The organism is endosymbiont of Pachyrhynchus infernalis (assembly GCF_004296515.1).
In the GTDB taxonomy this organism is placed as follows: Bacteria; Pseudomonadota; Gammaproteobacteria; order Enterobacterales; family Enterobacteriaceae; genus Nardonella.
The window spans coordinates 41,676-55,177 of the sequence record NZ_AP018160.1 but is presented as its reverse complement, the minus strand read 5'-3'; the positions used below and the strand labels follow the sequence as shown (position 1 = coordinate 55,177).

Below are 13,502 nucleotides of genomic sequence, written 5' to 3'. Positions count from 1 at the left end.
ATTAAATTTTCATATTTTTTTTTATAAAATCAATAACTTCATCAATAGAATAAACATATTTTTGGTTAAAATTATTTATATCTTTAATTAAAATAATACTTTTATTTTCATATATTTTATATATTATAAATATATAAGAAAAATTATTTTTTATTGCATAATTTATTTTTTTATTCAATGATGAAATAGAATAATCAATATTAATTATTAATTTAATAGATAAATTTCTTATATTTTCAGATAACAAAAATGCATATTTTATATATTTAATATTATTTACTATTACTAATATTTTATTTTTTATATTATTTTTAATATTTTTATATCCTTTTTCAATTATAAAAAATTCTATTAGTCTATCCCATCCTATTGCTAATCCTATTCCTGATGTTAAAATACCACCTAATTTTTTAGATAAATTATTATATCTTCCTCCAGAACATACAGATAATTTAGATTTTAATTCATAATATTTCCATTCAAAAATTATTCCATCATAATAATTTATGCCTCTAATTAAAAAATAATTTACCTTATAAGGTATCTTAAAAAAAAATAATAAATTTAAAATTTTATTAAAATATTCTTTATCTTTAATTGTTAAAAAACTATCTATTTTATACATATTATTAATCATAAAATCTAATATATATTCATTTTTTATTTCTAATATTTTAAATGGATTATTTTCTATTTCTTTTAAAGAATAAATTTTATTAAAAATAGATATATTTTCTTTAAAAAAATTTAATAAATATTTTGAATATTTATTTTTAATTTCAATAGAACCTAAAAAATTTATTTCTAATACTAACTTTTTTAATAAATCTATATCTTTAAAAAAATTATTCATTAATAATAAAATTTCTAATTCTATATTAATATCATTAAATCCAAATGCTTCTATTCCTAATTGATAAAATTCACGATATCTATATAATTGAGGATTTTCATATCTAAACATAGGACCAAAGTACCATAATTTCTTTTTTTGTCCTCTTAATAATCCATTTTCTATAGCAAATCTTAAACAACATGATGTTCCTTCAGGCCTTAAAGATATATTTCTTGAATTTTTATCTAAAAATGAATATATCTGATTTATTAAAATATTATTATTTAAACTTTTATTAAATAGTAATGTATTTTCTAATATAGGAAAATTAATAAACTCAAATCCGTAAGATACTAATATTGATTTAATTTTATCAAATAAGTAACTCCAAATATAAGATTTTTCTATATTATAATCTTTCATTCCTTTTAAGGAATATATTTTCATATATTTAATTTAAAACTTTAATATATTAAAGTTAACAATATTATAAAAATTATTAATAATACTAAAAAGATATTTTAATTTATAATTTTTAATAAAAATATTAGATGTTAATATTAAATTATTATCTAAATATATATTAATTTTTTTACATAATATATTTAATATATATAATGATTTTAAATATTTTCTATTATTTATATTTACAGATAAATAATTTTCTATTGATTTTATTTCTGTTAATAATTTATTATGTATATATATTTTTTTAATATTTATATTATTATTATAATCTATATTATTAATTATTAAATTATTTATTCTTTTATAAGTATTAATTATATTTATAAATTTATTAAAATCTTCATTAATAAATAATGTAATAGATTTTATTCTTAAATTAATATCAAATAAAGAATCATCTTGACAAGATATTACTGAATTAATAATATTAATAGAATAATTTTTATTTAAATAAAAATTTATAATTCTATTAATAAAAAATTTTTTTATTTTTATAAATAGATAATCATAATTTTTTTTTTGATTATAAATTAATAAAGTTTTTTTTATTAAAAATGATATTTTTATATCTAAATCAATATTTATTAAAATTTTAATTATATATATAGAATATTTTTTAATATATAAAGGGTCATTATTTCCGGTTATTTTGTATTCATTATATTTGTGTAATATAAAATTTCCAATTAAAGTATCTAATTTATCAGATAAAGATATAATATATGTTAAATAATTTAACTTATTATTTTTAATATAATCATTTTCATTAAAATATTGATTTTTTATAGAATTTAAAACTATATTATTTATATTATTATTTTTTTTTATTTTATAATATATAGAAGATATAATTCCTTGTAGTTTTGGATAAAAAATACCTAAATTAGTTACTAGATCTAATTTATAAAAATCTGAAATATCATTTATATATTTATATAAATAATATTTATGTGTTTTTTTAATTAAATATAAAGAAAATATTTTAAATCTATATATTTTTTCATACATAGATCCTAATTTTTTTCTAAATAATATTTCATTTAATTTTTCTTTTAATAAAATAATATCATTTTTAATATCTATATTAAAAAATATACATAATTCATTTAATGAATTATGTATATTACAAATACTCCAATATATTAAATTTTTATATTTTTTAGATATTATATTAGATATTAATATAAACTTATTAGTTAATTCATTATTATAACTAAAGTATGTTGGAATAAATTTATGATAAATTATTATATATTCAATAATCGATTTTGGTAAATTTTTTATATAATTAATATTAAATTCTATAGATAATACTGATGGATATTCATTTAAATGAATATATATGTCTATATTTTTTTCAATTAAATTATTATCTATATATAAATTATATTTTTTTAAAATAATATTAATTTTTTTTAATATAATTTTTTTTCTACTATAATTATTTATAATTATATTTCCATATTTTTTTAAACTATTAATATATTCTTTTGAATTATTAATATAAATTTTTTTATATATATTATTTATATTTCCATAAAAAAAATTATTTAGTTTTATTTCTAATATTTTACCTAAAATAAAATCATTATCTATTATTAGAGAAATTGATATTATAGGTTTTATAAATTTTATATCTTTGCTTAATATCAAATTTAAATTATTATTTAATAATTCAATTATTGAATTATTTACTACACTAAATAATATCTTTTTTATATTGTATTTTTTATTAATTTTTAAAAAATTAATAAAAAATATATTATTATCTTTTATTAAATATTTAATATTATTTAAATTTAAATTATACTTTTTAATCCAATTATTAAATTTTAAAAATATATTATTATATGACAAATTCTTTAATGAAGGACCTCTAATTATTTCATATATATTATTATTAATTCTATATAATTTTTTTGATATAATAGATATTCTTCTACTAGAATAATATATGTTAATTTTTTTAAAAAATAAATTATTTTTGTATAAATTATTTTTATATTTTTCTAAAAGAAAATCACATATATATTTAGATTTACTATATGGTAAATCTTCTATTCCTATTTCTATAATAAATAAAGAATACTTATTTTTAAAAAATTTAAAAATCATTGATTTAATTCATAATATATTTTAGATATTTTTTTTGATAAAGATTGTATTCTTAATATATAAGATTGTCTTTCATATATAGATATAGAATTTCTAGATTCTAATAAATTAAAATTATGTATTACTTTTAATAAACACTCATAAGCAGGTATTAATAATGGTTTTTTTAAAGATAATAAATATTTAATTTCTAATTCATACTGATTAAATTTAATAAATAAAAATTTTTTATTAGCATATTTAGTATTATATAAAGAATATTCTAATTCATCATAACAATTAATATCTTTATATTTTAATACTTTATTATTTTTATTTATAGACCATATTAAATTATATATATTATTAGTTTTTTGCAATATCATAGATAATCTTTCTAAACCATAAGTTATTTCTAATATAACAGGATTACAATCTATACCACAAATTTGTTTAAAATATGTAATTTGAGTTATTTCAATACCATTTAATTGAACTTCACATCCTATACCCCATGATCCTAACGTTGTATTTTCCCAGTTATCTTCTATAAATTTTATATCATTTTCTAAAAAGTTAATTCCTATATTACAAAGAGATTCTAAATAAATTTTTTGTATATTATTTATTTTAGGTCTCATAATAATTTGTAATTGAAAATATTTACTTATCTTAAAATTATTTATATTATATCTAGAATCAAATGGTCTTCTACATGATTGAGTATAAACAAAATAAAATTCTTTTTTTTTTAAACCAAATAAATAAGTTATTGGATGTAAAGTAGCTGCTCCTATTTCTATATCAAATGGTTGTATAATATTACAACCATTATTTATCCAAAAATTTTGTAATTTTGTAATAATTTCCTGAAAAGTTATAATATTTTTTTTCATAAATTAAATTAATATATTTTTTGAAATATTTAATTCTATATTATATATTAATTTTCTTATATCATTTATATATAACATATTATAGTATTTTTTATTTAATTCTATAGTTAATGGATTTACTGCATTAGAATTTATCCATATTTCAAAATGTAAATGAGGTCCTGTTGATCTACCACTATTACCTGAATATCCAATACATTGTCCTAAATTTATTTTTTGTCCTTTTTTAACTATACATTTTTTTAAATGCATATATTTTGTTATACATCTATTATTATGTTTTATTACTATATAATTTCCAGAAATGTTATCTTTAGAAATATCCTTTATAATTCCATTACTAACAGATAATATAGGTGTTCCAATGGGCATAGCTATATCTATACCTTTATGAGGATATATTTTATTAGTTATAGGATTTAGTCTATTTAAATTAAATTTTGATGTAATTTTAAATCTTTTTTTAGTAGGAAATTTCATAAATTTATTATTAATATTAAATATATAATACTTATCATTTAATTTTTTATATATATATATTTTTTTATTTTTATTTATTACTTTTATACATATTAATTTATTAATATCAATTTTAAATTTATTTGATTCGTTAAATATACTAAAAATAATAAATTTACTATCTTTAGTTAAATTTTTAATATTAATAAATTTATTAACTATATTTTTAATATTATTAATATCATTTTTTTTTAAACCTAAATTCATTAAATTTTTAATAAAATTATTATTTATTTTTATATAAGTTATTAAGAAATATGTTTTTTTGTTATTGAATTTATTCTTATTTTTTAAATAATATATATTTTTATTTAAATCAATAAATTCAAATTTAATTTTATTAAATTTATTCTTACTTTTTAAATATAAATTAAATTTTTTATTAAAAAGATTATTTAAATTTATTTTATTTATTTTAAAATAATTAAATTTTAATTTAATATTAAATTTATTCATATATATATTACTAAATATAAATAAGTTTAATATAATTATTATATTAACTATAAAAAATAAATATTTATTAATAAAATCTAATAATAAATATATTTTCTTTATAAAAAAAGATATATTATTTTTTAATATCCGTTGCATATTTAATTTATTTATATAAAATTTTTTATATCATAAAAATTAGTTATAGCTATTGCTAAAGCATCAAATACATCTTCTTTAAAATTATTATTATTTATCTTTAATCTATTCAAAATGATATTTTTTATATTAGTATTATTATTATCTATTTTTAATAAACATTTTTTTACTTGACTAAATGTATATTCATAGATAGGAATATTAAAATTATTTAATGCTAAAATAGCAGCACTTCTAGCGTGACTTAATTTTATGGCGGAATCCATATTTTTTCCAACAAATATTTTTTCTATAGCAAAATAATTAGGATTATATTTTTTAATTATTAATTTCATTTCTTTATATATAATATTTAATCTTTTAAAAAAATTCTTATCTTTTAAAAAAATATATCCACTAAATAAGTAATTAATTTCATTTTTATATAATTCTAAAAAACCATATCCAGTTATTTTAGAACCAGGATCAACTCCTAATATAATTTTCATATTTATTAATTAGGAAAATCCATTAATAAATCATAAGCTGATGATGTTTTAGGAAAAGCTATAATATCTTTTATATTATTTATATTAGTTATTAACATAGTTAATCTATCTAAACCAATAGCTATTCCAGAATGTGGAGGTGCACCATAGCTAAGAGCATCTAAAAAAAAACCAAAATATTTTTTTTGATCTATTTTAGAAATATTTAATAAATCAAAAATTAATTCTTGTGTTTTTCTATTATTTATTCTAACAGAACCACTTGCAACTTCGTATCCATTAATAACTAAATCATAAGATCTAGATAATAAAGAATTTATATTTTTATTAATATAAAGTTTATTAATTTTATTAATATTATTTTTTTTAGGAGAACTAAATGGATGATGCATTGATTCTATATTACCATTATTTAATTTAAACATAGGAAAATCAGTAATCCAGATAAAAGAAAATTTTTCTACAGATAATTGTATTCCAATATATGTTCTTATTTTGCTAATAATTTCAATAGAATATAAATTTTTATCTATTATATATATTAATATTAAATCATTATTAATATTAATAGTATTTTTATTTAAATAAAATATTATTTTTTCATATAATATATTATTAATATTTAAATTTAAATAATTTAAAAAATATTTAAATTTATTAAAATTTAATATAAATAAATTATTATTTAAATTAAAATTAATTATATAATTATTTATATTTTTAATATAAATACCATTAGGTATATGTATTATATCAAACATATATGATAAATTATCTACATTTAATAAATTATTTATATGTATTATTTCTAGTAAACTTCTTAAATCAGGTTTATCTGTACCAAACTTATTAATAGATTCTTTAAAAGTTATTTTTTTAAATTTATTATCTATATTAATATTTAAAATTTGTTTAAAAATATATTTTATCAATTTTTCAGTAATATTATATATATAATTTTCATATTTAAATGAAACTTCAAAATCTATTTGTGTAAATTCTGGTTGTCTATCAGATCTTAAATCTTCATCTCTAAAACATTTTGCAATTTGATAATATTTATCAAATCCAGAAATCATTAATATTTGCTTAAATAATTGAGGTGATTGAGATAAAGAATAATATTTATTATTATATTTTCTACTAGAAACTATATAATTTTTAGATCCTTCATGTATAAATCTTTTTGATAAAATAGGAGTTTCTATATTTAAAAAATTATTTTTTCTCATAAATTTATGAACATACCAATTTATTTCAGACTTTATTTTAATTAAATTTGAAGGTTTTTTATTTCTTAAATATAAATAACGAAATTTTAATTTTTGATATTCAGATAAATTACTATTAAAATCAATTGGTAATGAATTAGAATCACATAATAAATTTATATATTTAATTTCAATTTCAAAATTATTATATATATTTTTATTTATAAAGAGTAATTTTTTATGTTTTACAAATCCACAAACTTTAATACAACTCTCACATTTTAATTTTGATATTTTATCAAAATTTATATTATTTTTATAACATACTAATTGTATTTCACCAGAACTATCTCTTAAATTAATAAATATAATATTTTTTAATATTTTTTTATTATATATCCATCCATTTAAAATTATTTTTTTATTTATAAATAAATTATTTATATCTTTACAATAGTAACTTTTCATATATTTTTATTAAAATTATAATTTAATAATTTTAACATTTTTTTTGCAGCTATTTGTTCAGCCTGTTTTTTATTTAATCCAATACCATTGGTTTCAATATATTTTGGATTGCTAATTTTACATAAAATATAAAACTTTTTTAAATTATATTTATAATTTTTAATTTTAACTGTATCATATATTGGTAATGAAAAATGTAATTTTTGTAGTAATTCTTGTAATAAAGTTTTAAAATCTTTATTTAAATCTCTATTATTTTTTAATTTATTTAAATTTTCATTAAACTGACTAAATATAAATTTTTTTACAGATTCAATTCCACCATCTAAAAAAATAGCACCTATTATTGCTTCTAAAGAATTAGCTAATAAGTAATTTATAAAATAATCTATTTTATCGTTTACAGAAGAAAATTGTATATAATTTTTTATATTTAATTTTTTAGCTATTTTAATTAAATTTTTAGATTGAATTAAATTTGATCTTATATAACTCATATCTCCTTCATTTAAATCATTAAATATATTATATATATTAGTTGTAATTATAAAATTAAGTACTGAATCTCCTAAAAATTCTAATTTTTCATTATTAAAAGATCCAATACTTTTATGAGATAATGATTGAAATAATAAATCTTTATTTTTAAAATAATAATTTAATTTATCTTCTAATTCTACAAATTTCATATTAGTTTAATAAAATTTTTACTTTTTAAAAAGATTAAAATCTTATTTATATTAAAATTAAATACTTTAAATATAAATTTTCCTAATATATATTTTTTATCTAAAAATCCCCAATATCTACTATCAAAACTATTATTTCTATTATCTCCGATTACAAAATAGCAATTATTGGGAACAATCCATCTAATTACATTATCTTTATTATTTAATAATAAACAATTCATTTCATTTTTATCTAAATTATTTATAAAAATGGAATATGATTTATTATTAATATTTTCTGTTTTATCTATAAAAACATTATATTCATTATATAAATTTAAAAATTTATTACTATTTAATAAATTTAAATAATTTAATTTATAATCTAATAAATTAAGTTTTTTATTATATAATTTAATTTTTTTATTTAAAAAATCATATTCAATTTCATCACCAGGAATACCAATAACTCTCTTTATAAAAAACATTTTTTTATTTAATGGAAACTTAAATAAAATTATATCACCTCTTTTTATATTTAAATTATTAGAAAATCTATTTTTTAATAATGAATTTATTATATTAAAAGTGTATTTTTTAGTTATAATAAAATCACCAATTAATAAATTAGGAAACATAGATGAAGAAGAAATATAAAATGTTTCATATAAAAAAAATCTAAAAATAAACGATATAAACAATATATAAATTGTTAATTTAAAATATGAAAATAAATTTTTAATTTTTAAATAAAAATTACTCATATTTTCTCTGAAAAATTTAAACATAAAAATTAAACCAATAAAAAAAATTAAAAATAAAAATTTACACATAATTATTGTTTGATAAGTTATTTAATTAATATAAAATATAGATTTAATTTCATCTAATTTTACATTTAATGTATTATTTTTTTTTATCTTTTTTTTTCCTTTTTTTTGTTTATCTAATAGTTTCTTTTTCCTACTTATATCTCCACCATAACATTTACTTATAACATCTTTCCTAAATTGTTTTATAATTTTTTTAGAGACAACTTTTTTATTTAATAAAATCTTTATAACAATATCAAATTGTTTACGATGTATTAATTCAGACAATTTATTATTTATATATAAAATTTTACTTTTTATATTATTTTCACTTACAAAACATGTTAATTGATTTATTATATAATTATTTATTTCAATTTCAATTATAAATAATTTAGTTTTTTCAAAATGACTAAATTTATAATTAAAATATGCATATCCATTTGATATTGATTTTATATCATCAAAAAAATTGTTTATTATTTCAGATATAGGAATATAATATATTAATTTATAATTATCATTATTATAATTTAAAATATTTATTTTTACTCCTCTTTTATCTAAACATAATTTTACAATATTATTCATATATTTATTTGGAGTTATTATTTCACAAATAGATATAGGTTCACTTATATATTTTATATTATATTTATATATATCACTAGGATTTTTTATATTTATAATTTTATTATTTTTAGTATATATTTTATACTCTATATTAGGAAATGTATATATTAATTTTAAATTAAATTCTTTTTCTAATCTTTCTATAACAACTTCCATATGTAATAAACTTATAAATCCACATTTAAATCCAAATCCAAATAAATTAGAATATTCTTTATTATATTTAAATGAACAATCACTTAATGAAAAAATAACTATAGATTTTTCAAATTTATTAAATTCATTATATTCTTTAGTAAATAAGCTACAATATATATTAGATTCAATATTATTACTAATATTATTATTTTTTTCATACTTATTAACATAATTATAAATAGTATCTCCTATATAAAAATTCATAATTTTTTTATAAGTAAATGATATCCATCCAATATCCCCAGAATTTAATATATCTATATAATCATTATTAATATTAAAAATACCTAATAATTTTATTATCAAAAATATATTATTATTTTTATTAAAAATTTTAGATCCTTTAATTAAATATCCACTTTTAATATATACTGTTAATATAATTCCTAAATAATTATTAAATTTTACATCTAAAATAATTATTTCTAAATTATTTGTTAATAAAATATTAGGTTTAGAAATAAATTTGATTATTTTTTCTACTAAATTATCTATACCATATCCAGTTTTTGAAGAACATAATACATAATTAAATTCATTTAAATTAAAATAATTTTTAATATCATCTATTATTTTATTAGTATTAGATAACTTTAAATCTACTTTATTTATTACAAATATTAAATTTAAATTATTATCTTTAGCTAAATTATAATTAAATATAGTTTGTGATTGTATTCCTTTAGTAGAATCTATAACTAATAAAGCTCCATTACATACATTAATTATTTTAATTATTTCTGAATAAAAATCTGCATGCCCAGGAGTATCAATTAAATTAAATTTATATAAATTATTTTTATAATTAAAATTTAAAGTAATATTTTTAGATTTTATAGTTATTCCTCTTTTTTTTTCTATTTCCAAATTATCTAATGGTTCATTACTTTTTATATTTTTTTTATAAAAATTATTATTACAATATTCTATTATTTTATTAGAAAGAGTAGATTTACCATGATTTATATGGGCAATTATACAAAAATTTCTAATATTAAAATTCAATTTATTTTTATTCATAAAAATGATACTATATATTTTATATAAAATTAAAAATATAATTATATGAATTGGAAAGATATAATAAATAAAGAAAAAAATAAAAATTATTTTATTAAAATGAATAATTTTATATATAAAGAAATTAAAAATAATAAAATTATATATCCTAAAATAAATAATATATTTAATTCATTTAAATTAACACCTTTTGATATTACTAAAATAGTAATTATAGGTCAAGATCCTTATCCAAATATAAATCAAGCGAATGGATTATCTTTTTCTGTTAATTTAAATTCAAAAATACCAAAATCATTAAATAATATATTTATAGAAATAAAAAATAATATAAATAATTTTAAATATCCAAAACATGGATATTTAAAATATTGGTCTAATCAAGGAATATTATTATTAAATAGAATATTAACAGTAGAAAAAAATAAACCATTATCTCATTCAAATATAGGATGGGAAATATTTACAGAAAATATATTAAAAATAATTAATAATAATAAAAATGGAATAATATTTGTATTATGGGGTAATTACTCAAAAAAAATAGAATATTTAATAGATAAAAAAAAACATTTTATATTAAAAGCATCACATCCATCTCCTTTATCTGCTAATAAAGGATTTTTTGGATGTAAACATTTTATAAAAATTAATAATATTTTAAAAAATCAAAACAAAAAAATAATAGATTGGAATTTATTCTAATTTATTATCTATATTCATATTTTTTTCTATATTATTTTCTGAATTACAAGATACTTGAACCATTGCAGGTCTAATTAATCTTTCATTTAATATATATCCTTTTTGAATAATATCTATAACATAATTGGGTTCATATTTTTTATTAAATGTAGTAAGTATTGCTTGATGTATAGATGGATCAAAAGGAACATTTATACTATCTATAGATGATAAACCAAATTTATTGGTAATTTTTACTAAAGATTTTAAGGTTAAATTTAATCCTTCAATTATATCATCGTTAATTTTATCAACATTAACATTTATTGCTCTTTCTAAATTATCAATAACTATAATTAATTCACTCATAAAATTTTCTAAAGAAAATTTATATATTTTTTCAATTTCTATTTTATTTCTTTTATCTATATTACTTAATTCAGCTTGATATCTTAATTCATTATCAATTTTTTCTTTCTTCAAATTATCTAATTCAATTTTATAGTTTTCAATTACATTATTTAAATTATTTATATTATTAATATATTCGTTTATTAAATTATCTAAATTTTTATCATCTTTTTTATTAATATCTATTTCTTCTTCTAATATATCTTTATTATCATTCATAATATTTATCCTATAAAATTTATATTTATTTAATATTTAAATTAAAATATGAATAAATATAGTATAAACTAATTTGATTAAAAATTAAATTATTATTATAATTATATTATAATTATAATATAATAAATATTTTAAAAAAGACTTATGAAAAATAATATTTTATATATTTCTTTAATAATATTTGAATTTTTAAAATATAAAAATATTTATTCAAATAATAATTCTTATGGATATATAATAATTAATTCTCAATTAAATAAATTAAAAATAGGATTAGATAATAAAGAAAAAATAATTGAAATATTAGGTAATCCATCTATAATAGATCCATTTACTAATAAAATTTGGTTTTATATAAATTATAAAGTTAAAAATAATAAAATAGTAGATTTAAATAAAATAGTATTACATTTTAATGAAGAAGATATTCTTATAAAAATAGATAATAATAATTCTAATTAATAAAATATTTCAAAATGAATATAATTCATATAAATAATAATAAAAATTCATTTTATAAATATAATATAGAAGATAAAATGGATATTGGATTAGTATTAAAAGGATATGAAGTTAAATGTATAAAAAATAATAAAGCTAATTTTGATAAAAGTTATATAAATATAATAAAAAATGAATTTTTTTTATTAGGTTCAATATTTACAATAAAAGATAAAAATATAAATAGTTATAATAGAAAAATAAAACTTTTATTAAATAAAAAAGAAATATTAATTTTATTAAATAAAATAAATTCAAAAAACTTTATAATAAAACCAATATCAATTTTTTTAAGTAAAACTTTATATATAAAAATTAAAGTTGGAATATCAAAAAAAATAAAAAAAATAGACAAAAGATTATATATAAAAAATAAAAATTCTAATTTTAATATAAATAAATATAAATCTTAAAATTTAGGGGCTGAAAGGTTTTGACAGAGTATTACTTAAATTATATTTGCATATCAAGTTTAAGAACTTGTAAAAATCTTAAAAAAAAAGTGCAAATTTAAAAACAAATGAATCTTATTTTGCATCTGCAATATAAATTCCTTCTTGTATAAATTCTCTCTATATAATTTATATATAGAAGTCATATTAATATAGAGTAAATATATAAATTAATTAAGAGATTTATATATTTTTAATATTCTTAATTATTTATTATTAAATGTTTTTCTTTTAATAATAAAATATTTTTTTAGAAAAACTAAATATGTAGATAATATAATTTATGAGCTTTTGGACGTGGGTTCAAATCCCACCAGCTCCACAACAT

At 13.8% G+C, this 13,502-nt stretch carries 13 protein-coding genes and 1 other RNA gene; 4 read left to right on the top strand and 10 right to left on the bottom strand.

The annotated features are described in order from the left end of the window. Position 1 precedes the first annotated feature (1 nt). From hisS to lepA, 9 genes are all read right to left on the bottom strand, one after another. Complete coding sequence (hisS, locus tag NARPIN1_RS00245) at positions 2-1,282, bottom strand: histidine--tRNA ligase (RefSeq protein WP_130579091.1); 1,281 nt, start codon at positions 1,280-1,282, stop codon at positions 2-4. Between the two features lie 9 nt (positions 1,283-1,291). After that, the gene (locus tag NARPIN1_RS00240) at positions 1,292-3,418 is read right to left on the bottom strand and encodes a glycine--tRNA ligase subunit beta (protein WP_130579089.1); all 2,127 of its coding nucleotides are present in this window, start codon (positions 3,416-3,418) and stop codon (positions 1,292-1,294) included. Next, positions 3,415-4,293 (bottom strand): glycine--tRNA ligase subunit alpha, encoded by an 879-nt coding sequence (locus tag NARPIN1_RS00235; protein ID WP_130579087.1) that lies wholly within the window; start codon positions 4,291-4,293, stop codon positions 3,415-3,417. Before NARPIN1_RS00235 ends, NARPIN1_RS00240 begins: the two co-directional genes overlap by 4 nt. Positions 4,294-4,296: 3 nt before the next feature. Beyond that, on the bottom strand, positions 4,297-5,406 hold the full coding sequence (locus NARPIN1_RS00230; protein WP_130579085.1) for a peptidoglycan DD-metalloendopeptidase family protein: 1,110 nt from the start codon (positions 5,404-5,406) through the stop codon (positions 4,297-4,299). 11 nt (positions 5,407-5,417) lie between these two features. Next, complete coding sequence (gene ruvC, locus NARPIN1_RS00225; RefSeq protein ID WP_130579083.1) at positions 5,418-5,894, bottom strand: crossover junction endodeoxyribonuclease RuvC; 477 nt, start codon at positions 5,892-5,894, stop codon at positions 5,418-5,420. 5 nt (positions 5,895-5,899) lie between these two features. Then, the gene (gene aspS, locus NARPIN1_RS00220) at positions 5,900-7,573 is read right to left on the bottom strand and encodes an aspartate--tRNA ligase (RefSeq protein WP_130579081.1); all 1,674 of its coding nucleotides are present in this window, start codon (positions 7,571-7,573) and stop codon (positions 5,900-5,902) included. Then, positions 7,570-8,262, bottom strand: a complete 693-nt coding sequence (gene rnc, locus NARPIN1_RS00215; protein ID WP_130579079.1) for a ribonuclease III — start codon at positions 8,260-8,262, stop codon at positions 7,570-7,572. The genes aspS and rnc overlap by 4 nt, the downstream gene beginning before the upstream one ends. Next, entirely contained in the window at positions 8,259-9,008 is a 750-nt protein-coding gene (gene lepB / locus NARPIN1_RS00210; protein WP_172597007.1) for a signal peptidase I, read from the bottom strand. The genes rnc and lepB overlap by 4 nt, the downstream gene beginning before the upstream one ends. Before the next feature lie 90 nt (positions 9,009-9,098). After that, positions 9,099-10,907, bottom strand: a complete 1,809-nt coding sequence (gene lepA / locus NARPIN1_RS00205; RefSeq protein WP_130579075.1) for a translation elongation factor 4 — start codon at positions 10,905-10,907, stop codon at positions 9,099-9,101. Positions 10,908-10,952: 45 nt separating this feature from the next. Between lepA and ung the strand changes: the two genes are divergently transcribed. After that, positions 10,953-11,612 carry a uracil-DNA glycosylase gene (gene ung / locus NARPIN1_RS00200; RefSeq protein ID WP_130579073.1) on the top strand — a complete coding sequence of 220 codons (660 nt, stop codon included), beginning with the start codon at positions 10,953-10,955 and terminating at the stop codon, positions 11,610-11,612. Here the strand turns inward: ung and grpE are convergent. Continuing rightward, positions 11,604-12,221, bottom strand: coding sequence for a nucleotide exchange factor GrpE (grpE, locus tag NARPIN1_RS00195; protein ID WP_232021813.1), 618 nt, complete (start codon positions 12,219-12,221; stop codon positions 11,604-11,606). The two genes, ung and grpE, sit on opposite strands and share 9 nt — an antisense overlap. A 144-nt stretch (positions 12,222-12,365) precedes the next feature. On the opposite strand from grpE, the gene NARPIN1_RS00190 reads away from it, so the two are divergent. The 3 genes from NARPIN1_RS00190 to ssrA all read left to right on the top strand — a co-directional run bounded on the left by NARPIN1_RS00190 (position 12,366) and on the right by ssrA (position 13,499). Continuing rightward, positions 12,366-12,683, top strand: a complete 318-nt coding sequence (locus NARPIN1_RS00190; RefSeq protein WP_130579069.1) for an outer membrane protein assembly factor BamE — start codon at positions 12,366-12,368, stop codon at positions 12,681-12,683. 14 nt (positions 12,684-12,697) lie between these two features. Then, complete coding sequence (locus NARPIN1_RS00185; protein ID WP_130579067.1) at positions 12,698-13,135, top strand: SsrA-binding protein; 438 nt, start codon at positions 12,698-12,700, stop codon at positions 13,133-13,135. A gap of 6 nt (positions 13,136-13,141) precedes the next feature. Further along, positions 13,142-13,499: a transfer-messenger RNA gene (gene ssrA / locus NARPIN1_RS00180) on the top strand. Positions 13,500-13,502 lie beyond the last annotated feature (3 nt).